Genomic DNA, 23,501 nt, shown 5'->3' with positions numbered 1-23,501 from the left:
CAGCCGTCACTCGTACCCCGTTCCGCGGTGGTCCGGCAGCCTTCGCGGGCCGGGGCCGTCTTGGCCTAGTTGGTCGTTGGGGTTGGCCAGGCGGCATTTAGCCAGGGACATGCAGCCGCAGCCGATGCAGTCGTTCAGCTGGTCGCGGAGTTGTTCCAGTTGGCGGATGCGCTGGTCCAGGTCGGAGCGCCAGCAGGACGAGATGCGCGACCACTCCGCGCGGGTCGGGGTCCGGTCGTCCGGCAGGAGCGCGAGCACGTCGCGGATCTGCGCCAGCGGCATGCCCACCCGCTGCGACATGCGGATGAACGTGACCCGTCGCAGGGTGTCGCGGCGGTAGCGGCGCTGGTTGCCCGCGGTGCGCCTGCTGCGGATCAGGTTTTCGTCCTCGTAGAACCGCAGGGCCGACGCTGGTACGCCGCTGCGGTGCGAGAGTTCGCCCACGGTCAGTTCGGGCAGCTCCGTCTTCGCCATGCGCTCAGCATAACTTGACTTAAAGGGAGGTTGAAGTTCGAGACTCTCTTCCGGAGGCGGGAAACCTGTTCCGCCCCGGGAAAAGGAGAAAAACGTGTCCGAAGCTCCGGTCCGGCTCGCTGTGCTCGTCGGCAGCGCCAGGGAAGGGCGATTCGCCCCCACAGTCGTGCGCTGGTTCGCCCGCCAGGCCGACCGGCACGGCGGGTTCGAGGTCGACATCATCGACGTCGCCGAGATCTCGTTGCCGCTCGCGATGAACGGCGAAGGGGCCGCGCCCGTCGCCTCCCGGCTTGCGGCGGCGGACGCGTTCGTCGTGGTCACGCCGGAGTACAACCACAGTTACCCGGCCGCGCTCAAGAACGTCCTCGACTGGTTCCACGGCGAATGGCACGCCAAACCGGTCGCTTTCGTGTCCTACGGCGGGATTTCCGGAGGGCTGCGCGCGGTCGAGCACCTCCGCCCGGTCTTCGCCGAACTGCACGCGGTCACCATCCGCGAGACGGTGAGCTTCCACGGCGCGCACGGCCGGTTCGGGGAGGACGGCGAACCGCTCGACCCGAATGTCGAGACTGCGGCGAAGGCGTTGCTCGACCAGCTCGAATGGTGGGCGCGTGCGTTGCAGGACGCTCGGTTGGTGCGGGCTTATCCGGCGTGACCGAACCTCGGGACGGTCGGCGCACGTTTCCGCGGCATTGCTCAGGTGAGCGGCGAGTCCGGGGCGATGCGGTATCGGCAAGCGGTGCCGATGCCTCGGGCGGAATCGGCTTGCCCGGCATAGCTATCGGCGGTGGAGCGGCGCGGAGCTTGTTCCGGACCGACGCTGCCTGGACAGATGGCGAGTACGGGTGGTGGCTGGCGCGGGTACTGGCTGGCTGCGCGGCCCCCGGTTGCACGGGTTAACCGTTGCAGTTCTCCGTCCTAGGCGGCGAAGGTTGGCGGATATTCCGGCCGATGTTGCCTGGGGGAGCGGGGAATCCGGGTTGGTGGCAGCTGGGAAGCGGGTGCGGGAAGCCCGGCACAGCTCTCCGCCGTGGAACAGCGGAGAGCGGATCATGGTCCGGGCCGACCCGGTCCGGGGGAGCGGCGAGTCCGAAGAGGCATGCCGGAGACTCGTGCGAATGCCGCAGTTCCACGGTGAAGCCATATGAGCCGGTGCGTGTTCCGCCAACCCCGTCCAGGGCGTGGCGGGCCTGAGGAACTGCCGAGGGGCGGTACCGGCCTACCGGTACGAACCCACACCCGCACCGGCAAATCCCTCCACAGTGGAGTGGCGAAGGCATACCGCCCACCCAGCACCGTCGAGGTGCGCAGCAAATCCGGGGCGGTGCCACCAACCAGCGCAGAGCTGGCTAACGGCACCGCCCCGGATCGGCGAAAGCTCAGCCCGGGTAACTGTCCACAGTAGACCGTCGAGCGAAAGCGGGCGCGTGCTCCGGCCGCAGCCCAACCCCGCCCAGATAAGCCGTAACCCCGGAAAGCGCCGGAAACCGCTGCAGTATTCGCATCGGGGTGGGCAGCCGGTTCAGGGTTCCGTCGAGTGCGGGGCGCAGCAGCATGTCGTGTTCGCCCCTCTGGCTGGTCTGCACCGCGACAGTCGGCAGCAAACGGCGGCGGCGTACGGCGGCCAGGCGGGACGCCGGGACTTCCCCGCGTCGCAACGGTTCCGCGAGAAGTCGTGCGGTGGCGACGGCGTCCTGCACGGCGAGGTTCACCCCGACACCGCCCACCGGCGACATCGGGTGCGCCGCGTCCCCGATGCACAACGCGCCCGGTGCGTGCCAGCGGGGCAGGAGGCCCATGGTCACTTCCAGCAGTTTCACGTCGTCCCACGAACGCACGGCGGACAACTGCGCGGGCGTCCAGCCGAACAACTCGCCCAGCCGCGAGCGGAACCCGTCGATCGGGCCGGAACGCAGAGAAGCGTCTTGGCCGCGGGGGATGAGGTACGAGGTCTGGTAGTAATCGCCTCGGTCCATGGTCACGGAGGCGTATCCGGGGCCGAACCGGGCGAACACCCCCTGCTCGCCCGGTCCGGCTTTCGGCACCCGCACCTGCCAGACGTCCATCGGGACCTCCGACTCCCGCAGTGCGAGGCCGAGTTCGCGGCGCACCGTCGACCAGCGGCCGTCGCAGCCGACTGTGAGCGGGGCGGCCAGTTCGTGGACCGCGCCGGTGTCGTCGCGGTAGCGGACTCCGGTGACGCGTCCGTCCCCGCGAAGCAACGAGACGACGGAAGCGCCCATGCGCAGGGTGAATTTCGGTTCGGCGGCGCCGGCTTCGGCCAGCAGGCCCAGGAATTCGGCTTGGGGAACCATCGCGATGTGCCGGTGCGGGCCGCGGAGCCTGCTGAAATCGGCGGCTACCACGGTTTGCCCGCCGATCTCCATTTTCATGCGTTCCAGGACGGAACGGGACAGGGCGGCGAACTGGGCGCCGAGGCCCAGCTCGTCCAGCAGGCGCAGCGTCGACGGGTGCACGGTGTCGCCGCGGAAGTCCCGCAGGAAGTCCCGGTGCTTCTCCAGCACCACCACCTCGACCCCGGCCCGCGCCAGCAGCAGGCCCAGCATCACGCCGGCCGGTCCGCCCCCGGCGACCACGCATCCGGTCCGTTCCATCAGGACCTCCAATCTTAGAGACACTCTAAGTTTAGAGTAACGCTAAGATTCACGCCATGACCGGGTTGCGGGAAGAGAAGAAGCGGCGGACCCGCCAGGCGCTGATCGAGGCGGCGCTCACGCTGTTCGACGAACAGGGCTACGACGGCACGACCGTCGCCGAGATCTCCGCGCGGGCGAAGGTTTCCCCGGCGACGTTTTTCAACTACTTCGCCACCAAAGAGGACGTCGTCTTCGCTGACCAGCATCTTTACGATGAGGTGGTGGACGGGGTGTTCGCCGCGGCGGAGCCCGGCGAGCAGGTTGCCGAGCTCGTGACCAGGACTGTGCACGCGCTGGCGACGGCGGAGGCGTGGAGTTTCCCGCTGGACCATCCGCTCACCGAGGTGCGGACCCGGCTGCTCGCTGGGGTGCCCGCGTTGCGCGCCGGGTATCTGCTGCGCAACGCCGTGGTGGGCGATCGCTGGGCGGAGAAACTCTACGAAACGTGCAGGCCGCAGCTGGATCGGGTCGAGGCTGCCGCGTTGACCGGGGCGGTGCTGGGCGCGTTGGAGGCGGCGTTGCGGCAGGCACCGCGCGGAAGCAGCGCGACGGAAGTCGTCCTGGCGACCGTCGACCGGGTCGTGTACGGGTTTTTGCCCGGGAAGAAAGGCTAGTTGCAGTACAGGGATTCGAGCTTGGTGTCCGAGGCCACGACGGTGATTCCCGTGCCGACCGGCTGACCGGAGGAGGCCAGCGACGCCGACACAGTGCAGACCACCTGCTGCAGACCGATCGGATACAGCAGTTTCATGGATTCGGAGACGGTCACGGTCACCGGCTGGGTCGAGGTGTCGACAGTGACGTGCCGGCCGGGCGAAAGCATCGAGTAGAAGCCCTGTTGTTCTTCTGTGCGAGTCGGGCCGCCGAACAGTTCCGTCAGCACCGTCGTGGGGGTCGCGTCCCGCGCCCAGGCGCGCTGCACCGGGCTGAGCTGTCCCGCGTAGACGAAGTAGAGCGTGATTTGCGGACGCGGAGTGCCCAGCTGGAATCCGCCGGGTGCTTCGCCGGCGGGGATCACCCCGGTCGGCTGGACGCCGCAACCGGCCAGGAGCAGGACCGAAATCAGCGCGAGGAAGAGCCGGGGAAGTTTCATCGCTCCTCCTGCGAGGTGCGGGGCAGCCGGAGCGTGAACCGCGCCCCGTCGCCGGTGTTTTCCGCTTCGATGTCGCCGCCGTGCAGCCGGGCGTTTTCCAGCGCGAGCGACAATCCGAGGCCGCTGCCGTCGGACCGGGCCCGCGAGGTGTCCGCCTTGGCGAAGCGGTCGAAGACCTTGGGCAGCACCTCTTCGGGGATCCCGGGGCCGTGGTCGGCAACCGCAAGGGAGACGGTCGCGTCGTCGGCGCTCAGCTGGATCTCGACCGGCGGCGCGCCGTGGTGCAGGGCGTTGCCGACGAGATTGGCGACGACCAGGTCGAGCCGCCGCGGGTCCGCGGGCACGGTGACCTTCGGCAGGTCGGCGACGACGGAGTCGGTCCAGCCCCGGGCGGCGAGGGTGTTCGTCACGGCCTCGGCCAGGTCGACCTCCTCGACGCGCAGCTCGGCCCGTCCGGCGTCGAAGCGGGAGATCTCGACCAGGTCCTGCACGAGCCGGGTCAGCCGGCGCGTTTCGGACGACACCAGCCGCGCCGCGACGGCGGTGTCCGAGGGCAGCTGGTCGGCGTCCTCGTCGAGGACGTCGGTGACCACGTTCATCGCGGCCAGCGGGGTGCGCAGCTCGTGCGAGACGTCGGCGACGAACCGGCGCGCGTCGGCCTCCATCTCGCGCAGCGAGCCGACGGTGCGCTCCAGCTCCGCCGCGGTGTGGTTGAACGTGGTGACCAGCTGGGCCAGTTCGTCGGAACCCTTGGCGGGCAGGCGCACGTCGAGCTGCCCGTCGCCGAGTTTGCGGGCCGCCGTGTTCAGCGCGCGCACCGGCCGCAGCACCTGCCGCGCGGCCAGCAGCGCCAGCGCGACCGCGATCGGCAGGGCCAGCGCGGTCATCTGCCACGCGCGCGTCGCCAGCTGGTCGATCGCGGCCTGCTGGGCGGCCAGCGGGACCGTTTTGTAGACCTCGATGCCGGTGTGTTCTCCCCTCGCCGCGCCGTAGCGCAGCAGCGGCATCCCGATGTAGAGCACCGGACGCCCGCCCTCGACGACCCGCTGGAACTGGACGCTGGTCCCGCCCGCGACCGCGGTGCGCAGCCCGGCGGGTATGTCCGCCGGATTCAGCCCGACGCGCGAATGCAGCGACCCGAACACCACGGTCGTGACACCTTTGAGCGAACTCGCCATGTTGTCGAGCTGCCGCTGGTCGGGCGGGAGCGTCAGCTGCGGCAGGTACGTCCTGACCTCGTCGCGCAGCTGCACCATCGCCGGGTCCTGCACGCCGGCCAGGATCGTGGTGCGCCCGGACACGTAGCTCGCGCCCGCCGCCGCGCCCGCGCCGACCAAGGTCATCGCCGCGAACGCCAGCACCAGCCGCAGGCGCAGCCCGGACAGCCACGACCGGAGCCGCTTCACGGCCTGGCCCGCCTCACGAGCGACCGAACCGGTAGCCGAAGCCGCGCACGGTCTGCACGTGGTCCGGCCGCGCCGGGACGTCCTCGATCTTCGCGCGCAGCCGCTGCACACAGGCGTCGACCAGGCGGGAATCGCCGAGGTAGTCGTGCCCCCACACCGAGGCGAGCAGCTGGCTGCGGCTGTACACCTGGCCTGGCGTGCGCGAGATCTCCAGCAGCAGCTTCAGTTCGGTCGGCGTGAGCGAGACCTGCTCGCCGTGCTTGCGGACCAGCATCCCGGACCGGTCGATCACCAGGTCGCCGTGCTGTTCGGGACCGGCGGCGCCGGGTTCGGGAGCGGTGCGCCGCAGCACCGCGCGGATCCGGGCGTCGAGCACGCGCGGCTCGATCGGCTTCACGACGTAGTCGTCCGCGCCCGCTTCGAGGCCGGCGACGATGTCGAAATCGTCGCTGCGCGCGGTGAGCATGATGATCGGCACTTGGCCGAGCGCGCGGATCCGGCGGCACGTCTCGAACCCGTCGATGCCGGGCAGCATCAGGTCGAGCACCACGAGGTCCGGCGCGCGTTCGCGCAGCTGCGCGACACCGTCCTCGCCGGTCGCGGCGGTGTGCACCGTGTGTCCCTGACGGCGCAGCGCCAGCTCCATGCCCTCGCGCACGGACGCGTCGTCCTCGACCACCAACACCACAGCCACAGTGGCCATTATTCGGAATGCCCGCGGATTCGCGCGAACCGGGCGGATCTTGTAGCGAAACCATGACACAGCTCTGACGAGATCCCGAAATCCCGCGGCCAGTCTCGAAGGCATGGCAGTGCTGACTCCTGAAACGCCGACCGTGCCCCTTTCCGCGCCCCGGCACGCGCTCGCCCCTCGACGGCGTTCGCGGACCGCCGTGCTGGTCGCGTCCGCGATCGGGTTCGCGGGCGCGTTCGTCGTCGCCTATCTGCTGTTCGTGCGGACCGAGGCCGGGCAGCGCGCGGAGGACGGGGTCGTCCGCTTCGCGCAGAACCTTCCGCGGTCCACTGTGGACTGGGCGCGCCCGCTGGCCGGGATCGACGGGGTCGAGGTGTTCGGCGCGGCCGGGATCGTCGTCGTGGCGCTCGCCGTGCTGCGCAAGCGGTTCGCGCTCGGGGTGACCGCGCTGGTGCTGTACTTGTTGCCGCTGGCGGCCGCGCAGCTGCTCAAGATCTACCTGCTCGACCGGCCGGACGTCGGTTCGGCCGGAGCCCCGCACCACAACAGTTTCCCGAGCGGGCACGTGAGCGCGGCCACCGCCGTGCTGCTGGCACTGGCCGTGGTGCTGCCCGCGAGGTTCCGGACCTGGGTGCTCGCCGTGGGTGCGCCCGGCGTCGCCTGGGTGGCCGCGGCGACCGTCGCGCTCAGCTGGCACCGCCTGTCGGACACCGTGGGCGCGTGCCTGCTGGTGGCCGCGGTGGTGTCGGCCGGCGCGGCGGTCGTCTCGGCGAGGCGGCCGGACGGCGGCCGGATTCCGGTGGTGCTGACGGCGGTCGTGCTGCTCGGGCCGTCCGCGGTGGTACTGGGCGGGTACGTGGTGCTGGCTTCGGCGACGTCGGTGCCGGCTCGGTTCGTGGCGGCGCTGGTGCTGGCGGCGTTGAGCGCGGTGGCGGTGGTGTTGCTGGCGGCCGGACCGCTCCGGCGGGTGAACTTCGATCCGTCCGGGGCGCGGAACCGGTTGCGTTAGGCGAAGGTCGCTTCTCCGAGCGGCGGTTCGGGGCGTTCAGGGCCGTTCGAGGAAGATGTTTCTGAGCACCTCTGCGAACGACTGCAGTTCGACCTGCCTTTTCCGTGCGGCGTCGTGGTCTTTGATTTCGTCGGACCGGGTGTTTCCCAGGGTTTCGATGAGAATGACGTTCATCGCGGGCCGGTTGCCTGCCGCCTTTGAGCCGTACATCCCGAACGTCACGCCTTCCTGGTGAGCCACCGACTGCGTCGGGTACGTGACGCTGCCCCGCTCGTTCAGCGGGGCGCGCGCCCCGCCGGCGATCGCCTTCTTGCCCATCTCGCGGGTCAGCGCGAGATCGTCCCCTTCCGGAGCGGCCGCGGATCCGGGCTGGTCGTGACCGGGCCGCGGATCGGTCGACACGCCCGCGTTGGGACCGCCGGACACGCCGTGGACCATGGCGATCCGCTCCGGGCGGAATCGGTCGACCAGATCGAGCAGCACCAGGTTTTCCGGAAGGACCGGCCGGTTCTGCGCGTCGAGCGGCCGATGTTCCTTGTCGACCGGGGCGGTGCTGTCCGGCCGGACGGGGTTGTTGTTCGCGTCGAGCGGCCCCTGGTGCTCATCGACCTTGCCGCTGGCCACCTTTCCGAGAGCGGGCAGATTCCGGTTGGGGTCGATGCCTCCCGGGGACTGCCGGCGGCGGACCGCGTAATTCGCGGGGAACAACGTGGGCACGACGATGACGCTGAAGGCGGGTACGCGCGGTTTGCCCTGGGCGTCCGGCGTCCGCAGGATCTGCAGCAGCATTTCGACCACCTGGACTCCGGCCGCTTCGGTGCCGTGCACGCCGCCCACGATCATGGCGTGGCGGTTGGTTTTCCCGGGGAAGTAGAAAGCCTGGATCGGGTTCGGGCCGTGGCCGACGTCGAAGCGCGCTTCGATGTTGCCGGGTTCGGGATCCCATTGGCCCGCGCCGGCCCGGCGCTCCCGCTCGGCGAAGGCGGCGGCCGTCCAGCGCAGCTCCGCACCGTGCGCCGCCAGTTCCTTGGCCAGCCAGCGATCGTCGGTGTCGCCGGGAAAGTTCCGGTCGATCCAGGGGCCCAGATCCGGATCCTGAGCGATCGGCCCCCGCGCCCGCAGCCGGGTGAAAACGCCGGCCTTGCCGCCCGTGCGCAGGTCGGTCGTCAACTCGTCGGTCAGCGGGCTTCGGCGGAGCACGACCGGACCCGCGGAGACCGGGGCGCGTCCGCCCGCGGCGACTCGGCGGGCGTCGTGTTCGGTGCTGTCCTCGGCGGTGCCGACGCGCAAGTCCGCCGGAGCCGGGACGGTTGCCTGTTGCCGGGTGTGGGCAAGTTCGTGGGCCAGCAGGCGATGGCCCGCCGCGGAGAGCGGTTGGTAGCGGCCGGAGCCGAAGACGATGTGCTGGCCGACCGTGTATGCGGCAGCGTCGACCGCTGCGGCCGACTCGGCGGCGCGCGGGTCCGTGTGCACCCGGACTTCGCTGAAATCGCAGTCCAGCTCGGAGCCCATGACAGCCTGCGTGTCCTGCGCGAGCGGTTGACCCGGGGAGCTGAGGACCTCGTGCACGATCGGCGGCGCGACGGCAGGTGCTTCGTTCCGCCGTGACGCCGCGGCAAAGGCCTCATCCATGACAACGCCCCCAACAGTGCCGACGCGATCGGCCACCAGCCTCCAGGCGGACCGTCACCGCGGCGTCACCGCTCCGGGCTGGTGGCTTCCGCCGCGGAAATCGTGCCTGAACCAGCACTCACGAGGGGTTGCGGCGGGGTTTGATGCGCACAGCGGGCAGCGCGGGAGCGGGCAGCCGCGCGGGGCCGCCGGGATAGGGCTCGATCGCGCCGAACTGGTCGGAATTCGCTTCCCACGCCTCGCGGTACTCGGCGATCTCGTCGTGGCTGCGGCCGACGAAGTTCCACCACATCAGGATTTCCTCGCCGAAGGGCGGGCCGCCGAGCACGATCGCCCGGGCCGGGTCGGATCCGGGGTTGTGCAGGTCGAGCGTGGTCGAGCCGATGCCGAGGTAGCCGAGCTGCGCCCGCTGCAGCGCAGTGCCCGCGAAGGTGATTTCTCCGGTGTCGAGAAGGACGCCGTGTTCGAAGGACGGGTCGGCGGCGAGGCTCAGTGCCGCGCCAGGGTCGAGGACGATTTCCGCGCCCAGCAACGGAGTGAACGTCTTCACCGGCGAGGTTTCCCCGGCGAGCGTGCCGAGGAAGACGCGTGCGGTGGCGCCGTCGAGTTCGGTGGCTGGCGGGGCGTAATGCTGGAAGTCGCGGGCGGTGTGCCGGTGCTCGTCCGGGAGCGCGACCCAGAGCTGGACCCCGTGCAGCGTGGTGGTTTCCGGGGTCGAGACCTCTTCGTGGCAGATGCCGCGGCCGCCGGTCATCAGGTTCAGCTCGCCGGGGCGGACCATCGCGTGCGAGCCGAGGCTGTCGCGGTGTTCGATCTCGCCGGTGAACAGCCAGCTCACGGTTTGCAGACCGGTGTGCGGGTGCGGGCCGACGGACATGCCGCCGCTGACGGAGGTGTCGTCGGGGCCGTAGTGGTCGGCGAAGCACCACGCGCCGATGAGCGAGCGCTGGCGCTGGGGGAGGGTGCGGCGGACCGGCATCGCGCGCGGGCCGCCCAGGGGGACGGAGCGGGCGTCGAGGATTTCGACCTTGCCGGGGGCGGCGGGGGCTTCGCCGCAGGTGAGTTCGGCTGGTTCGGTCTCGACGTTGCTCATGGTGCACACGATAACCGGCGGGGTCAGCGGGCGAGGAGGTTGCGCAGCCAGTCGAGCGCTGTCGGGAGCGCGTTCAGCACCGAGATGTGCCCGTCGCGGCGGCGGAGCCACAGTTCGGCGTCGGGCAGGTTCCGCAGGAGCCATTCGCTGTGGCTGACCGGGACGATCTGGTCCTCGCCGCCGTGCACCAGCAGCACCGGAACCCGCACGTCGGCGGCGGAAAATCCCCACGGCGCCACGTACGCGAGGTCGTCGTCGGCTTCCGCGGCCACGTCACCGGAAGCACCGGCGTCCTCGCCCAGCGGTCCCCACGTGCCGCGCAAGGCCGTCCAGTCCGCGTCGGTGAAGCTCGTCGGGTCGAATTCCTGCGTTTCTCCGTGCCGCAGCCGGGTTTCACGGCCCTTGCGGGCAGCACGCAGCGAGCTGTCGTCGGCCATTCCGGCGTACCAGTCGTAATCCTCGGAGAACGGCGCCAAACCGGCGAGCGACACCGCGGCCGTCACGCGGTCCGGCAGCCCCGCGGCGCAAGCCAGGGCGTGCGGGCCGCCGCCGGACGCTCCCATCACGGCGAATCGCGGCAGGTCCAGCGCGTCCGCCAGCCGACGGACGTCCGAGGCGGCCGAGCCCACCGTCCGTCCGGGGTCCGGACTGGACCCGCCGTATCCGGGCCGTCCGTAGGAAACGACTCGAAACCCGCGTGCGGCGGCGGCTTCGACCACGGGTGCGAGCGGGCGGCCGGATTGCGGAGTCCCGTGGTGCCACACCAACGGGAACCCGTCGGTCCCGCTGTCGTGGACCCGGAGGTTTCGGCCGTCCGGGAGCGGCAGGTCTGTGGTGATCGTCCCCATGCCAGAGGACTCTAGCCACCTCGCCGCGCGCGATCGGCGAAATTGTCCCAGGCTTGCCGTACCAGCGCGGGATGCGCGAGGAGGTCCGACGCGGTTCGGGCCAGCGCCGACGCCGTCGCGAGAAGCACGGTGCGGGCCCGTGGAGACCCGGTCGCCTCGGCGAACGCCCGGCTGCCGACGGCGCGCACCGGATCGTGGAGCGCGACCGACGGATGGATCGTCGGCACCCGCACGCTCAGGTCGCCCACCTCGGCCCGGCCCGGGACCGCCGCGGCACCCGACGGCGACGCGTGGATCCCGCACGCCGCGAGATGCCGGGCGAAATGCCCGGACAGCACCGGATTGTCCTGGAACCGCGCGTGAATCGGGCCGAACCGTTCGACGTTCGCCTTGGTCCCGGTCGCCATCGCGGCGCCTTCGGCGGCCGCGGTCACTTCGGTGACCACGCGGCCGAGCGCCTCCGAATCCGGGGCGCGCAACCCGAAGCGGGCTTCGGCGAAATCGGGTGCCACGTCGGTGGATTCCCCGCCGTGCGTCACGATTCCCTGCACCGCGGCACCCGCCGGAAGCCGGGCCCGCAGCGCGGCGATCGCGGTGAAAACCTGCACCAGCGAGGCGACCGCGTCGGTGCAGTCTTCGGGCGCCGGGCCGGAATTCCCGTGCACGGTCACCCGCAGTTCGGTCCGCGCGGCGAGCGGCGCGGCGGCCCAGGTGTGCACGCCGGGCTGGAAAGTCAGCACCGCGTCGATGCCGTCGGCGGGGCGGTCGGTGACGACGACGGAACCGGATTCCAGCGTCCGGGCGGTAGCGAGCGCCGCGCCGATCACCGCCGCGGCGACGAGGTTGTGCCCGAATTCCCGGAGCCGGTCGGACGGAAGCAGCAGGGCGACGCACGGACGTCCGGCGCCGTACGCCGCGGTGGCGCCGGTCACCTCGAAACCGGCGGCGGCGAGCTGCCCGAGGCCGGGCGCCTGGTCGTCGGCCGGCTCGCGGGACCAGGCCCAGAGCCGCTCGGCGAGCAGCTCGATCTCGTGATCGGTCCGGTCGTGCCGGTCCTCGTCGGACTCCATGCCGCCCAGGTACCCAGCGGGCAAGGAATCGATCCCCTTCGAAAGTGGGTAATTCGGCCGTGGGCGCGACGGCGCCGGTGCGCGATCGTCACTGGCATGACAGCGGGAACCTACCGGGTGCTGCCGGCCGAGGTGTCGGCGATCGTGAAGAACGTGGAAGGCCTCGGGTCAGCGGCGTTCTCGGCCGTGCGCGACCTCGAGACGCTCGTGATCGACGCCTTGTCGTTCGCGGGCATCGGCAGCGGGGTCGCCGCGGCGAACACCTTGCTGCAGTCGAAACTCGTGTCGTCGCTCGGCGATTTCGTGAAGCTGATCGAACAGGTCAACGGCAAGGTGCAGCACGCGGCGCAGAACTACGCCGACGCCGACACCGCGGTGGCCCAGGGCTACGGCGGCGGAACGGGCGGCGGGGGAGCCGGGGCCGGCGGCGGTGCGGCTGCTGGGGGTGCCGCACCGCAGCAGCTGGACGACCGGGTCGTCGATTCGATCATGCGTTCCGAGGGCGCGACCGGCGAACAGGGCGGAGTGCCGGAGGCGTACGGCTTCCGGCAGAACATGCACAACGGCTATGACCAGATCATGGCCGCGCGCCAGCAGTACGGCATCGGCAGCGCCGAGGAGCACGCAGTGGTCGCGCAGCTGATGACCGCGAATGCGCGGCACGCCGGAGCGCTGGAGTTCAGCGACGCGGGCACGCAGGCCGCGATCATGTCCGGCGCGCACATGCGCGGCGCGGGCGGCGTCCGGGCGATCCTGAACCACATGGGCGGCGCGGACATCGTGCGGAGCGCGCGCACCCTCGACCCGGCCGCGGTGCAGCAGCTGCAGGGCTTGTCTCCGCAGGAATTCCAGCAGCAGTTCCACGACGCCCGCATCGAATACGACCGGGAGATCTACGGCGACACGACCACCCGCCAGAACGGGCACACGCAGAACTGGTGGGACCGCTACGGAAACGGCCTCACCCAGCGCTACGACCGCGAGCAGCGGGAATTCCTGCGGCTGTCGCGGTAAAACCGTTCAGTCCACATCGGACAACCGGGCCGTCAGGTCCTCGACCAGCCGGGTCACCAGCCGGTCGAGGAGCTGGCGGTCTTCCGCCGTCCAGCCGCTGAGCGCGTCGGAGAACCAGCCCTCGATCACGCCGACGTAGCGTTCGGCCGCGGCCTTTCCCCCCGGCGTCAGCTCGATCAGCCGGGCCCGCTGGTCGTCCGGGTCGGCCACGCGCCGCACCAGCCCGCGGCTTTCCAGCCCCTGCACCTGCCGCGTCACGTGCGGCCCGACGACGTTCATCCGGTTCGCGATCTCGCCCACCCGCAGCGGCGCGTCCTCGATGTGCAGGATGCCGAGCACGGTCATCGCCGGCCGTTCCAGCGGCAGCCCGGTGGCCTCGACCGCGCGCTCGAACAGCTTGCCCCGGCGCAGCGACCCGCTCAGCTCGTTCAGCCGGGGAAGCAGGTCCCGGAGCAGGGAAGGGACGGCGGACATCACGGGCTCCTTGATTAGATACCTAAGTTAGGTATATGGTTGGGTCACCGGGATCGCACGAGGCGGTTCCGGCCGGTCTCGAAAATGATACCTAAGGTAGGCATCTACTGTCTGCCGAGGCGAAGGGGAGAACCATGAGCAGGAGTGTGCTGATCTCGGGGGCGAGCATCGCGGGCCCGGCGCTGGCGTACTGGCTGAACCGGTACGGCTTCGAGGTCACCGTCGTGGAGAAGTCGTCGGCGGTGCGCGGCGGCGGCTACCCGATCGACATGCGCGGCCCAGCCGTCGAGGTGCTGCGGCGGATGGGGCTGGAGGAGGCGGCCAGGGAGCGGCATGTCGCCACCCGGAGGCTTTCGTTCGTCGACGCGGACGGCGACGTTCTGAACAGCGTCGCGCCGACGGTGATCACCGGGGACGAGGCCGGGTACGACATCGAACTGGCCCGCGGCGACCTCACCAGCCTGTTGTACGACGCGGTCCGCGACGACGTCGAATTCCGGTTCTCGGAATCGATCGCCACGCTGGCCGACCGTGGCGACGCGGTCGACGTGACCTTCTCCAGCGGCCGGAGCCAGACGTTCGACCTGGTCATCGGCGCGGACGGACTGCACTCGAAGACCCGCTCTCTGGTACTCGGGCCGGAGGAGCAGTTCCACCGCTACCTCGGCTACTGCTTCGCCGGGTTCACCATGCCGAACTACCTCGGCCTGTCGCACGAGGGGATGTCCTGGGCGGTAGCGGGCCGGTCGGCGTCGCTCTACGCCGCGGGCGACAGCGACCGCGACCAGGTGCACGGGTTCCTGGTGTTCACTCACGCCGAGCCGCCCTTCACCGCGTTCGCCGACCCGGCCGCGCAGCGCGACCTGGTCGCGAGCCGCTTCGAGGGCTGCGGCTGGGAGGCACCGCGGATGGTCGAGGCGATGCGCTCGGCGGACGATCTGTTCTTCGACGTGGTCAGCCAGATTCACATGCCGGTGTGGTCGAAGGGCCGCGTCGCGCTGGCCGGGGACGCCGCGCACGCGACGTCGTTCCTGTCCGGGCAGGGGTCGAGCCTCGCGATGATCGGCGCGTACCTGCTGGCCTACGAGCTGGCGGACGCTCCGCACGACGTCGCCTTCGCGGCGTACGAGAAGCGGTCGCGGGAGTTCGTGGAGGCGAACCAAGCGCTGGCTACGGGCGGGTCGGCGGTGATGTCGCCGCGGACCGACGCGGAGGTGGCGGCGCGGAACGCGGCGTTGCGGGCGTTGGACGGGCTGCCGGGGGCGGAGCACAGCGAGGTGCACAACATGCTCACGTTGCCGCCGGAGCGCACGACCGTCTGAGGTCGTGCGTGCCTACGCCGGTTAGAACCGGAATTGCCGCGCACGAGGGCGAGCTTCCCCACCGCGCGGCGCCCGGGTGCGGCGTGCGAGGCTACCCGGCGGCATTGCGCGGTGAGGGGAACGGAGCGGGATGAACGCGATTGCGCGCGGCGGCGGGATGCTCGTGGCGATTCTGGTGGTCGTCGGGGGCACGGCCGGGCTCGGGGTGGCGCTCGGGCTCGGCGGGACGGCGATGCTGGCCGGGCTGACCGCGTTGTTCTGCTTCATCGCCGCCACCGGCGGGCCGTTGCGGCCGGATCTGCTGCTGCTCGCGGCGTTCGTTCCGGCGGTCGTGCTCGGCGGGGCCGGGCCGCGGCTGCTGGGCGAGGTGTCGCCGGTCGCGTCGATCGCGCTGCTCGTGCTGGTGGTGTTCGTGGCGGCGCTGGTGCCCGCGCTCGGGCCGCGGTACGTGACGGTCGGGCTCGGACTCGGCATGGCTTCGGTGTTCGGCTACGGCTTCCAGTTGAGCGGCGCGGCCAGCCCGGTGCAGATCATCTGTGCGCCGGCGCTGGCCGTCGGCGTCGTGTTCGTGCTGCGGTTGTTGATGGGGCTGGGCGATCCCGGCAAGCCGACCCGCACCGCACTTGCCGACGCACTCGCCGGACCGGATCGCGCGAGCGCGGAGCGGGCGGTGCGCTTGTGGGTGACCGACCGGCCGCGAGCGTGGCAGGCGCGGGTTCTCGCGGGCGGCGCGCGGTATCACGGGACGGCGGCGTTGCTGCGGGACCGGCTGCGCGCCTTCGACGAGGAGCAGGCGGCGGCGGTGTCCAGTGTGCTCGACGCCGCGGACGAACAGGTTGCCGCGCTTGCGGAAGCCGTGCGGGCCAAGACCGTTTCGGATCCGCCGGAGATCGAACGGATCGACCCGGAGGTCGCGCTGCCCGGGGATACCGGCGCGCTGCTCGACGAAGCCTGGGCCGGGCTGTCCGCGATCCGGGAAGCGGTACTGGCCCGTGACGAGTCCATTGTGGACTTCCCGCGGCATCTCGTCCGCGAGGCCTTGCGGCGCGAGGCGGCTGGGGTGTTCTCGTGGCGGTCCGCGCAGCTGCGGCATGCGGTGCGGTGTGCGCTGGGCATGCTGGTCGCGGCCGTGATCGCGACGTTCCGGCCTGGCGACCCGCTCACGGTGTCGTTCCTGATGACCACCTTCGCCCTCATGCAGCCGGAATGGCGGGACACGCTGGCGAAGGCGTGGCAGCGCGCTGCCGGCGCGGTGGCCGGTGCCGTGGTGCTGGCGGTCGCGCTCTGGCTGTTGCCGCCAGGGGCGTTGCTGCCGCTGGGAATTGTCGCGCTGCTCGTCGGATTCCCGTTCATGCAGGTGAAACCGATGGTGTTCAACGGCTGCATGGTGCTGATGAGCGTCGGGATGAACGCCACGACGCGACATCTGGACGCGGTTTCGGTGCTCGTGGAGTACCTGCTGCTGGTGGTGCTGGCGGTGGTGATCGGGCTTCTGTTCGGCTTCGCCGCGGTCCCCGGGGTGCCGAAACCTTCAGCGGCGCAACGGCTTTCCGACGCCGTCTCCGAGACCGGCGAACTGCTCGCGTCGGTGGCGGAACGGCTGCGCGGCGGGGGAGGACGACGCGAGGTCGGGCTCCGGTTCCGTGCTGCCGCCCGGACGCATCAGGACCTGCTGAGCCCCGAGCCCGGCAGCCGGGAGCCGTCGTCGGAGCAACGAGAAGCTTTGGAGGAAGCCGGACAGGGATTGCGCGGTCTCGCGGCGTCGGCAGGCGCGCTGCTCCAGCGAGACGGCCAGTCGCCGACGATGGCGTCCTTCGCTTCGGCGGCTGCGGGTGCGCTGGCGGGCAGCGGCGAACTGCCCGCGCGTCCGGCCGACGCGGACGAGGAGGAACGCCTGCTGGCCGACCTCGTACGGGCTGACCTGCTGCGCGTCCATCGGGGCGCGGAGGTGCTCGCGAACTGAAGGGCCGTGCGGCCACCAGATGCTTCCCTTGCGCCCCTTCACTGTCTGCGTTCGCGATGTCACCATCCGGGCATGAGGAAACTCCCGATCGTGACGGTGACTGTGTCCGTGGCGTTGCTGTTCCCGGTGTCCCCGGCGTACGCCGATCCGCCGCACAACCTGCCGCAGAACGCCAACGGGTACGAGCAGACCTTTTCGCCCGCCTACGACTACGACGGCGACGGTTGCTATGCCACGCCGGCGATCGGCCCGGACGGCACGCTGGCGCCGGGCCTCAAAACGACCGGCGCGGTCAACGGCAACTGCCACGACAAGTCCGACCTGGACAACTCCCAGACCTACTCCCGGTCGACCTGCAACCACGGCTGGTGCGCGGTCGTCTACGCGAGCTACTTCGAGAAGGACCAGGCCGTCGACGGCAGCGGTCTTGGCGGGCACCGGCACGACTGGGAACACGTGATCTCGTGGATCGACCAGTCGTCGAACCAGGTCGAGTACGTGACGACCACGCAGCACTCGTCGCAGGTGACCTACCCGCGCTCAAAGGTGGCTTTCGACGGCACCCACCCGAAGACCGTGTACCACAAGGACGGCCCCGGCACGCACTTCTTCCGTCTCGCCGACGCCCACGACGAACCGCCGGAGAACCACTACCACGCTTGGCGGTACCCGCCCCTGGTCGGCTGGGACGGCTGGCCGTCGACCGCCCTGCGCGACCGTCTGATGTCCGCCGACTTCGGCGCCGCGACGATCAAGATCAGCGAGGACCGCTACCAGGACCTGCTGGAGAAGTCGAAGCCCGCCGGAATTCCCTTCGACCCGCGCGGCTGACTGCCCGCATGACCGACGCAACACGGCATTCCCGCGAAAACCGGGTAATAGTAAGCAGCATGCACCCGGACTCCGCGCTCCCGCTGGACGGATTCACCGTCGTCTCCGTCGAGCAGGCCGTCGCCGCCCCGCTGGCCACTCGCACCCTCGCCGATCTCGGCGCGCGAGTGATCAAGGTGGAACGCGCGGACGGCGGAGACTTCGCCCGCGAATACGACCACGTAGTCCACGGCACCGGCGCGCATTTCGTCTGGCTCAACCGAGGCAAGGAATCCCTGGCTGTAGACCTGAAAACCGCCGAAGGCCGCGACGTCGTACGACGACTTATCGCCTGCGCCGACGTCTTCGTCCAGAACCTGGCCCCGGGCGCGGCCGCGAGGCTCGGCTTCAGCGCGGCCGAGTTGCGGGCCGACCACCCGGAACTGGTCGCGGTAGACCTCTCCGGCTACGGCGCCGGCGGCCCAAGGGAACAACGCAAGGCCTACGACATGCTGGTCCAAGCCGAAGCAGGCCTGATCGGCATCACCGGCACCCCGGACACCCCGGTCAAGACCGGCATCCCGACCTCCGACATCGCCTCCGGAATGTACTGCGCACAAGCAGTGCTGGCGGCTCTCCTGCGCCGCTCGAGAACCGGCCAAGGCGCGACAGTCGAGGTGACGATGCTCGAAGCGACTGTCGAATGGATGGGCTACGCGATGTACAGCCAGATGTACTCCGGACGCCAGCCCGCGCGGATGGGTCTGAGCCACGCCTCGATCGCCCCTTATGACGCGTACCCGACGAAAGACGGTCAGATGCTGATCGGCGTCCAGAACGACAGCGGCTGGCGAACGCTGGTCACCTCGGTCCTGGAAGCCCCGCAGCTGGCCGAAGACCCGCGATTCACCACGAATGTCCTGCGGGTGAAACACCGCGCGGAATGCGACGCGGCAGTCGCCGCCGAGACCTCCCGATGGTCCACTGTGGACCTGGACGAGCGGCTGGCGAATGCGGGAATCCCTGCCGCACAAGTAAAACAGGTCGCCGATGTCGTGGCCGATCCGCAACTGCGCGCCCGCGACCGCTGGCGGACGATCGGCACCGAACACGCGACCGTCGACGCGCTGCTGCCTCCGGTGACGTTCGCGGACGTCGAGGCGCGGATGGGCGACGTTCCGGCGTTCGGCGCGCATACCCGTGCGCTGCTTGAAGAAGCCGGGGCGGACGCGGACGATCTGCTGGGCCGGGGGATCGCCGCCGAGCCGCGTTGACAGTTGTATGGTGCATCTCTAGCATGCGGGGACATGCCGGGAGAAGACCGCGACGGCGATGCCCTGGACGCTATCCACCGCGCGATGATCCTGTTTTCCCGCGGGTCCCGGGTCCGCTCGAACGAACTGTACGAGGGGCTCGGGTTCGTGCAGTACACGATGCTGTCCTCGATCGACCTCGCGGACTGCGCGCACGCGGCGGATCTCGCTCAGGAGTACGGGCTCGACCCCTCGACCGTGAGCAGGCAGCTGGCGGAACTGGAGAACGCCGGGCTGCTGGTGCGCAGTCCGGATCCGCGGCATTCGCGCAGGCAGCGGCTCGAGCTGACCGAGGACGGGCACCGCGCGCTGGCGATTACCCGTGCGGCGCAACGGGAACGGCTCGAAGAACGGTTGCGGGACTGGCCCCGCCGCGACGTGGTCGAGTTCGGGCGGCTGCTGAGCAGGTTCGTCGAGTCCTAGCGGTCCACTGTGGACGATCATGCCGCGGCCGCAGGGCGTCGAGGGTCTCGGTCAGCCGCGGCGGATCGGGCCCAGCTTGGCGGAGAGGTCCTCGGCGAGATCGGCCGGACGGGGCGGTCCGGCGGCGCGGTCGGCCGCCCAGGCGAGCGCGAGCCGGCTCGGTTCCCAGCCGTCCTCGTCGATCCGGACCAGCTTGAACTCCGGCGGCGAGAACATCCGGCCGATGAACGACGCCGGCGCGTAGGACACGAGCGCGACCAGCCTCCGGTTGAACACCTGCGCGGCCATTTCGAGCTCGCCGCCGCGCCCGCTGACCGCGCGGACGATGTTCCGGACGCCGCGCTTCGCGAGTCTCCTGGTCAGCGCGGCGAGGATGACCGGATTCGGCCGGGCGAAGTCGATGACCACCTCGCGGTCGCGCAGTTCCTCGATGTGGACGAGGTCGCGGCAGGCGAGCGGATCGTCCGCGCGGACCGCGATCGCGCCCTGGTACTCCGCGACGGTGCGGGCGCGCAGCCGCTGATCCTCGACGGACAGATGGATCAGCCCGAGTTCCAGATGCCCGGACACGAGTTTGGCGGTGACTTCGGCCGCCGAACCGGCCACCTCGAAGGTCGCCGGGGCGGCCAGCCCGCCCACCGCGGTTTCCAGGTCTTCGAGCAGATCCGACGGCGCGTACGCGGTGGCTCCGACCCGGATCGGAGTGCCGTCTTCGAGCACTCCCGCCGCGATGTCCTTCAGCCCGTCGACCTGGCGCAGGATCGCCCGCGCCGGGCCGAGAAGCGCTTCGCCGAGCGGGGTGAGCCGGACCTCGTGGTAGTGCCGTTCGAACAGCGGGCCGCCGAGTTCGCGTTCGAGCAGCTTGATCTGCTTGCTGAGCGGCGGAGGGGTGATCCGCAGCCGGTCCGCCGCGCGCTTGAAGTGGAGCTCGTCGGCGACCGCGACGAAGTACTTGAGGCGGGTGAAGTCGATCTCCATCGTCCAATGTCCAGCGGGCGGGGCGGGCAGGCGGGTTTCGGCGATCATACGGCGGAGGAGGGGAGTTCGGCCGGTTGTCGATGCGGGCTGGACGGGGCAGGTTCGCCGACGGGCGGGGTTGGCGGCCGTGTGTGCTCGCGGGCTCCGGGGCGGGTGGGGTGTTCGTGCGGTGTCGCGGGGTCGGGTGGGTGGTGAGCGCCGGAGTGATCGGCCTGCGGGGGGCTAGCGGGCCGTCGCGTGTGCTGGCGGGCTTCGGCTGGGGTGGGTGGCCAGCTTGCTCGGTGCTGCATGGGTCGGGCGGCTGGTGAGAGCCCCGGAGCGGCAGGCCTGCGCGGGACTGGCGGGCCGTCGCGTGTGCTGGCGGGCATGGCTGGGGTGGGTGGCCAGCTTGCTCGGCGTCGCTCGAATCGAGCAGGCGATGAGGCCGCTGGAGTGCGGTTTCGCAGAGGGGCTGGAGTGGCCCGTCGTAGGTGCTTGCGGTCGCTGCCGCCGGAATCGATCGGGCGGCGAGGCGGAGTGCGGTTTCGCAGAGGGGCTGGAGTGGCCCGTCGTAGGTGCTTGCGGTCGCTGCCGCCGGAATCGATCGGGCGGCGAGGCGGAGTGCGGTTTCGCAGAGGGGCTGGAGTGGCCCGTCGTAGGTGCTCGCGGTCGCTGCCGCCGGAATCGATCGGGCGGCGAGGCGGAGTGCGGTTTCGCAGAGGGGCTGGAGTGGCCCGTCGTAGGTGCTCGCGGGCGCCGCCGCCGGAATCGATCGGGCGGCGAGGTCGCCGGAGTGAGCCTGTGCGGTTTCGCGGAGTCGCTGTTCCCGCGTGCGGCACCACCGGCATCCAGCGCGACGTGACCACCGCCCTTCACCCCGCGCGAGCCGCCCGCTCGCCCTCCTCCGGTGCCTCCAACACCCCGCGCGCCACGAGCCCAGCCGTCTCCGCCGTCCCCAACCCCAGCAACTCCGCGGCGACCTCGAACGTCTGCTCGCCCAGCAACGGAGCCTGCCCCACCGGCGGATCGGCGACGTGCGCGGCGTGGATCTGCACGTTCTCCAGCACATACGGCTCCTCCGCGTGCGGATGCAACTCCTCCCGAAACGCGCGCCGCTCCCGGTACTGCTCCCATTCCGGCAGGTCAGCCGCCCGCAGCATCGCCCCGGCCGGAACGCCGGCGGCCTGCAGCAGGTCCATCGCCGCGAACGGGGAATGCCGCGTCGTCCACTCGGCCACCGCGGCATCGATCCGGGCGCGGGCCGAAGCTCGGCCGGTGCGCGTGGCCAGACCAGGGTCGGCGGCCAGGTCGGGACGGTCCAGCACTGAGCACAACGCGCCCCAGTCCGCGTCGCCGCGGACGGTGACCGCCAGCCAATCGTCGTCGCCGGCGGTCGGGAACACGCCCCACGGTGCGTCGTGCGCGGGTCCGGCGAGGCGGTGTCCTCGGCGGGCCAGGTCTTCGGCGGCGATCCGGTCCGCGAAATGGCTCAGCATCACCTCGGACTGCGCGACGCTCACCGCCCCGCCCTTCGCGGTGCGTTCGCGGCGGACGAGCAGCGCCAGCGCGGCCAGCGCGCCGATCCGGGCGCAGACGTGATCGGGGTAGACCGTGACGGCGTCGCTGAACGTGCCCGGTTCGCCCGGATAGATCCACTCGCTGGTGAGCCCGGTCGCGGCGCGCACCAGCGGGCCGTAGCCGAGCCGTTTCGCCCACGGGCCGGTCGGGCCGAAGGCGGAGCTGTCCACGACGACGATCCCGGGGTTGACCTCGGACAGCGCGGCCCGGTCGAGCCCGAGCGAGGCGATGACGCCGGGTTTGAAGTTGGTCAGCACGACGTCCGACTGCGCGACCAGCCGCCGTACCAGCGCCTGGCCTTCGGGATCCCGCAGGTTGACGCCGATGGCGCGTTTGTTGCGGTGCCCGGCGGCGAATCCGTGCGACATCAGGCCCGGCAGCGCCGCGCGGGAACCGTCGGGGAAGGAGGAGTTCTCGATCTTGATGACGTCCGCGCCGAGGTCGCCGAAGAGCCGTCCGGTGTCGCCGCCGACCACGATCACGCCGAGGTCCAGGACCCGGATTCCTTCCAACGGACGGCCTTCGCCGCGACGGGGGCGAGCGGCCAGGATCGGCGCGGCGGCGAGTCGGGCGCCGGTGTCCGGGGCGGCGACGGCGCGGTGTCCGTCGATTTCGGCGATCCCAGCCGGGACCGGCGCGACGAGACCGGGCGACAGTTCGGTGTCGCGGAAGAAGCCGCGGGCGGTGAGCTGGTCGGTGTGCAGGGCTTCGGCGAGCGTAAGCACGGCGGCGGTCGGCACGCCGTGGCGCTGGCCTTCGCACTCCAGCTCGGAGCGTGTGCGGTCGGCGAAGAAGCGGCCGATCGCGGGCAGCAGCTCCGGCGACGCGTAGCGTTCGCGCACCTGGTCGTACTTCGGATCGGCGAACTCGGCCGGGCTGCCCATCCATGCGAACATCCCGCACCACTGCCGCCGCGACAGCAGGCAGATCCGGATATGCCCGTCCTGGCAAGGGAAAATCGGGTACCGGTGGCGTTCTTCGGTCCGTCCGCGGGGGAGGTCGCTCAACGGCACTCCGGCGGCGGCGCTGCCGACCATGCCGAACGCCGGGTCCAGCGCCTGCATCGCGCCGTCGAGGACGGAGAAGTCGATGCGGTCGCCGTGTCCGGTGCGCAGCCGGTCCAGGTACAGGCTCACCGCCTGGAACGCGGCTTGCGCGGCGGCGACGTGGTACGGCAGTTCGCCGGGCGGCAGCAGCGGCGCGCGGCCTGGGATACCAGAGCGGGAGAGTTCGCCGGTCAGCGCGTGGAACACCGGGGTGGTGGCCTGCCAGTGCCGCCGGGTCGTGGCTCGGCCGAAGTCGCTGATCGACAGGATGACCAGCGCGGGATGCCCGGTGCGCAGGCCGGGGACGTCGAGGAGTTCTTCGGCGGGCGAACCCGGCGGAGTGGTTTCGATCAGCAGATCGGCGTCCGCCAGCAGCTGTTCCCAGCCGTGCGAGCCGGGGTCGGCGGTGGCGTGCGCGAAGCCGTGCCGGTCGATGGCGGTGCCGATCGCGACGCCGTCGACGACCGGGCCGGTGGTGCGTTGGTCGGTGACACCGGGCAGCACGACGCGGGTGACGCGCGCACCGAGATCGGCCAGCAGCCGTCCGGTCGCGGTCATCGGGCCGGAGGACAGATCGAGCACGCGGACCCCGGACAGCGGCGGGTCGTAAGTGTCGGACAAGGGA

Annotated in this window: 21 protein-coding genes; 9 read left to right on the top strand and 12 right to left on the bottom strand. The window is 70.9% G+C overall.

Features of this window, described 5'->3' with window-relative positions; translation table 11 throughout:
- Positions 1-6: 6 nt before the first annotated feature.
- On the bottom strand, positions 7-474 hold the full coding sequence (gene soxR / locus ACZ7OI_RS18765; protein ID WP_470265471.1) for a redox-sensitive transcriptional activator SoxR: 468 nt from the start codon (positions 472-474) through the stop codon (positions 7-9).
- A 94-nt stretch (positions 475-568) separates the two neighbouring features.
- Here soxR and ACZ7OI_RS18760 point away from each other — a divergent pair, with 94 nt between their 5' ends.
- Positions 569-1,129 (top strand): NADPH-dependent FMN reductase, encoded by a 561-nt coding sequence (locus tag ACZ7OI_RS18760; protein ID WP_470265470.1) that lies wholly within the window; start codon positions 569-571, stop codon positions 1,127-1,129.
- 724 nt (positions 1,130-1,853) lie between these two features.
- On the opposite strand, the gene ACZ7OI_RS18755 is transcribed toward ACZ7OI_RS18760, so the two are convergent.
- Positions 1,854-3,089 carry an FAD-dependent oxidoreductase gene (locus ACZ7OI_RS18755; protein WP_470265469.1) on the bottom strand — a complete coding sequence of 412 codons (1,236 nt, stop codon included), beginning with the start codon at positions 3,087-3,089 and terminating at the stop codon, positions 1,854-1,856.
- A gap of 56 nt (positions 3,090-3,145) precedes the next feature.
- Between ACZ7OI_RS18755 and ACZ7OI_RS18750 the strand changes: the two genes are divergently transcribed.
- Positions 3,146-3,745 carry a TetR/AcrR family transcriptional regulator gene (locus tag ACZ7OI_RS18750; protein WP_470265468.1) on the top strand — a complete coding sequence of 200 codons (600 nt, stop codon included), beginning with the start codon at positions 3,146-3,148 and terminating at the stop codon, positions 3,743-3,745.
- On the opposite strand, the gene ACZ7OI_RS18745 is transcribed toward ACZ7OI_RS18750, so the two are convergent.
- The 3 genes from ACZ7OI_RS18745 to ACZ7OI_RS18735 all read right to left on the bottom strand — a co-directional run bounded on the left by ACZ7OI_RS18745 (position 3,742) and on the right by ACZ7OI_RS18735 (position 6,324).
- Complete coding sequence (locus ACZ7OI_RS18745; RefSeq protein WP_470265467.1) at positions 3,742-4,224, bottom strand: hypothetical protein; 483 nt, start codon at positions 4,222-4,224, stop codon at positions 3,742-3,744. The genes ACZ7OI_RS18750 and ACZ7OI_RS18745 overlap by 4 nt on opposite strands.
- Positions 4,221-5,567 (bottom strand): ATP-binding protein, encoded by a 1,347-nt coding sequence (locus tag ACZ7OI_RS18740; RefSeq protein WP_470265981.1) that lies wholly within the window; start codon positions 5,565-5,567, stop codon positions 4,221-4,223. The genes ACZ7OI_RS18745 and ACZ7OI_RS18740 overlap by 4 nt, the downstream gene beginning before the upstream one ends.
- A gap of 76 nt (positions 5,568-5,643) precedes the next feature.
- Complete coding sequence (locus ACZ7OI_RS18735; RefSeq protein ID WP_470265466.1) at positions 5,644-6,324, bottom strand: response regulator; 681 nt, start codon at positions 6,322-6,324, stop codon at positions 5,644-5,646.
- Between the two features lie 112 nt (positions 6,325-6,436).
- Between ACZ7OI_RS18735 and ACZ7OI_RS18730 the strand changes: the two genes are divergently transcribed.
- A complete protein-coding gene (locus ACZ7OI_RS18730; protein WP_470265465.1) occupies positions 6,437-7,333 on the top strand; it encodes a phosphatase PAP2 family protein in 897 nt (298 codons plus the stop codon).
- A gap of 36 nt (positions 7,334-7,369) precedes the next feature.
- On the opposite strand, the gene ACZ7OI_RS18725 is transcribed toward ACZ7OI_RS18730, so the two are convergent.
- The 4 genes from ACZ7OI_RS18725 to ACZ7OI_RS18710 all read right to left on the bottom strand — a co-directional run bounded on the left by ACZ7OI_RS18725 (position 7,370) and on the right by ACZ7OI_RS18710 (position 12,000).
- Positions 7,370-8,965 carry an eCIS core domain-containing protein gene (locus ACZ7OI_RS18725; RefSeq protein WP_470265464.1) on the bottom strand — a complete coding sequence of 532 codons (1,596 nt, stop codon included), beginning with the start codon at positions 8,963-8,965 and terminating at the stop codon, positions 7,370-7,372.
- A 118-nt stretch (positions 8,966-9,083) separates the two neighbouring features.
- Positions 9,084-10,058 carry a pirin family protein gene (locus ACZ7OI_RS18720; protein WP_470265463.1) on the bottom strand — a complete coding sequence of 325 codons (975 nt, stop codon included), beginning with the start codon at positions 10,056-10,058 and terminating at the stop codon, positions 9,084-9,086.
- A gap of 23 nt (positions 10,059-10,081) precedes the next feature.
- The gene (locus tag ACZ7OI_RS18715; RefSeq protein WP_470265462.1) at positions 10,082-10,906 is read right to left on the bottom strand and encodes an alpha/beta fold hydrolase; all 825 of its coding nucleotides are present in this window, start codon (positions 10,904-10,906) and stop codon (positions 10,082-10,084) included.
- Between the two features lie 11 nt (positions 10,907-10,917).
- On the bottom strand, positions 10,918-12,000 hold the full coding sequence (locus ACZ7OI_RS18710) for a zinc-binding metallopeptidase family protein (RefSeq protein ID WP_470265461.1): 1,083 nt from the start codon (positions 11,998-12,000) through the stop codon (positions 10,918-10,920).
- A gap of 72 nt (positions 12,001-12,072) precedes the next feature.
- Here ACZ7OI_RS18710 and ACZ7OI_RS18705 point away from each other — a divergent pair, with 72 nt between their 5' ends.
- Positions 12,073-12,990, top strand: coding sequence for a hypothetical protein (locus ACZ7OI_RS18705; RefSeq protein WP_470265460.1), 918 nt, complete (start codon positions 12,073-12,075; stop codon positions 12,988-12,990).
- A 6-nt stretch (positions 12,991-12,996) separates the two neighbouring features.
- Here ACZ7OI_RS18705 and ACZ7OI_RS18700 read toward each other — a convergent pair whose 3' ends face one another.
- Positions 12,997-13,464, bottom strand: coding sequence for a MarR family winged helix-turn-helix transcriptional regulator (locus ACZ7OI_RS18700; RefSeq protein ID WP_470265459.1), 468 nt, complete (start codon positions 13,462-13,464; stop codon positions 12,997-12,999).
- Between the two features lie 134 nt (positions 13,465-13,598).
- Here ACZ7OI_RS18700 and ACZ7OI_RS18695 point away from each other — a divergent pair, with 134 nt between their 5' ends.
- From ACZ7OI_RS18695 to ACZ7OI_RS18675, 5 genes are all read left to right on the top strand, one after another.
- A complete protein-coding gene (locus ACZ7OI_RS18695; RefSeq protein ID WP_470265458.1) occupies positions 13,599-14,786 on the top strand; it encodes an FAD-dependent monooxygenase in 1,188 nt (395 codons plus the stop codon).
- 130 nt (positions 14,787-14,916) lie between these two features.
- The gene (locus ACZ7OI_RS18690; protein ID WP_470265457.1) at positions 14,917-16,749 is read left to right on the top strand and encodes an FUSC family protein; all 1,833 of its coding nucleotides are present in this window, start codon (positions 14,917-14,919) and stop codon (positions 16,747-16,749) included.
- Positions 16,750-16,821: 72 nt separating this feature from the next.
- Positions 16,822-17,580, top strand: coding sequence for an NPP1 family protein (locus ACZ7OI_RS18685; RefSeq protein ID WP_470265456.1), 759 nt, complete (start codon positions 16,822-16,824; stop codon positions 17,578-17,580).
- 59 nt (positions 17,581-17,639) lie between these two features.
- Complete coding sequence (locus ACZ7OI_RS18680) at positions 17,640-18,833, top strand: CaiB/BaiF CoA transferase family protein (RefSeq protein WP_470265980.1); 1,194 nt, start codon at positions 17,640-17,642, stop codon at positions 18,831-18,833.
- A 33-nt stretch (positions 18,834-18,866) separates the two neighbouring features.
- Positions 18,867-19,295, top strand: a complete 429-nt coding sequence (locus ACZ7OI_RS18675) for a MarR family winged helix-turn-helix transcriptional regulator (protein WP_470265455.1) — start codon at positions 18,867-18,869, stop codon at positions 19,293-19,295.
- Between the two features lie 51 nt (positions 19,296-19,346).
- Here the strand turns inward: ACZ7OI_RS18675 and ACZ7OI_RS18670 are convergent, their stop codons facing one another.
- On the bottom strand, positions 19,347-20,321 hold the full coding sequence (locus tag ACZ7OI_RS18670; protein ID WP_470265454.1) for a LysR family transcriptional regulator: 975 nt from the start codon (positions 20,319-20,321) through the stop codon (positions 19,347-19,349).
- Positions 20,322-21,124: 803 nt separating this feature from the next.
- On the bottom strand, positions 21,125-23,497 hold the full coding sequence (locus ACZ7OI_RS18665) for a CaiB/BaiF CoA-transferase family protein (RefSeq protein ID WP_470265453.1): 2,373 nt from the start codon (positions 23,495-23,497) through the stop codon (positions 21,125-21,127).
- Positions 23,498-23,501: the final 4 nt, after the last annotated feature.

It is taken from the genome of Amycolatopsis sp. NPDC114503 (genome assembly GCF_055633655.1).
This window is presented reverse-complemented; position numbering and strand designations above follow the sequence as displayed.

What these genes read in the sequence shown, in the direction of transcription:
- soxR (WP_470265471.1), bottom strand. Translation starts at nt 474, where the DNA reads ATGGCGAAGACGGAGCTGCCCGAACTGACCGTGGGCGAACTCTCGCAC.
- ACZ7OI_RS18755 (WP_470265469.1), bottom strand. Translation starts at nt 3,089, where the DNA reads ATGGAACGGACCGGATGCGTGGTCGCCGGGGGCGGACCGGCCGGCGTG.
- ACZ7OI_RS18750 (WP_470265468.1), top strand. Translation starts at nt 3,146, where the DNA reads ATGACCGGGTTGCGGGAAGAGAAGAAGCGGCGGACCCGCCAGGCGCTG.
- ACZ7OI_RS18745 (WP_470265467.1), bottom strand. Translation starts at nt 4,224, where the DNA reads ATGAAACTTCCCCGGCTCTTCCTCGCGCTGATTTCGGTCCTGCTCCTG.
- ACZ7OI_RS18740 (WP_470265981.1), bottom strand. Translation starts at nt 5,567, where the DNA reads ATGACCTTGGTCGGCGCGGGCGCGGCGGCGGGCGCGAGCTACGTGTCC.
- ACZ7OI_RS18730 (WP_470265465.1), top strand. Translation starts at nt 6,437, where the DNA reads ATGGCAGTGCTGACTCCTGAAACGCCGACCGTGCCCCTTTCCGCGCCC.
- ACZ7OI_RS18725 (WP_470265464.1), bottom strand. Translation starts at nt 8,965, where the DNA reads ATGGATGAGGCCTTTGCCGCGGCGTCACGGCGGAACGAAGCACCTGCC.
- ACZ7OI_RS18720 (WP_470265463.1), bottom strand. Translation starts at nt 10,058, where the DNA reads ATGAGCAACGTCGAGACCGAACCAGCCGAACTCACCTGCGGCGAAGCC.
- ACZ7OI_RS18715 (WP_470265462.1), bottom strand. Translation starts at nt 10,906, where the DNA reads ATGGGGACGATCACCACAGACCTGCCGCTCCCGGACGGCCGAAACCTC.
- ACZ7OI_RS18705 (WP_470265460.1), top strand. Translation starts at nt 12,073, where the DNA reads ATGACAGCGGGAACCTACCGGGTGCTGCCGGCCGAGGTGTCGGCGATC.
- ACZ7OI_RS18700 (WP_470265459.1), bottom strand. Translation starts at nt 13,464, where the DNA reads ATGTCCGCCGTCCCTTCCCTGCTCCGGGACCTGCTTCCCCGGCTGAAC.
- ACZ7OI_RS18695 (WP_470265458.1), top strand. Translation starts at nt 13,599, where the DNA reads ATGAGCAGGAGTGTGCTGATCTCGGGGGCGAGCATCGCGGGCCCGGCG.
- ACZ7OI_RS18690 (WP_470265457.1), top strand. Translation starts at nt 14,917, where the DNA reads ATGAACGCGATTGCGCGCGGCGGCGGGATGCTCGTGGCGATTCTGGTG.
- ACZ7OI_RS18685 (WP_470265456.1), top strand. Translation starts at nt 16,822, where the DNA reads ATGAGGAAACTCCCGATCGTGACGGTGACTGTGTCCGTGGCGTTGCTG.
- ACZ7OI_RS18680 (WP_470265980.1), top strand. Translation starts at nt 17,640, where the DNA reads ATGCACCCGGACTCCGCGCTCCCGCTGGACGGATTCACCGTCGTCTCC.
- ACZ7OI_RS18675 (WP_470265455.1), top strand. Translation starts at nt 18,867, where the DNA reads ATGCCGGGAGAAGACCGCGACGGCGATGCCCTGGACGCTATCCACCGC.
- ACZ7OI_RS18670 (WP_470265454.1), bottom strand. Translation starts at nt 20,321, where the DNA reads ATGATCGCCGAAACCCGCCTGCCCGCCCCGCCCGCTGGACATTGGACG.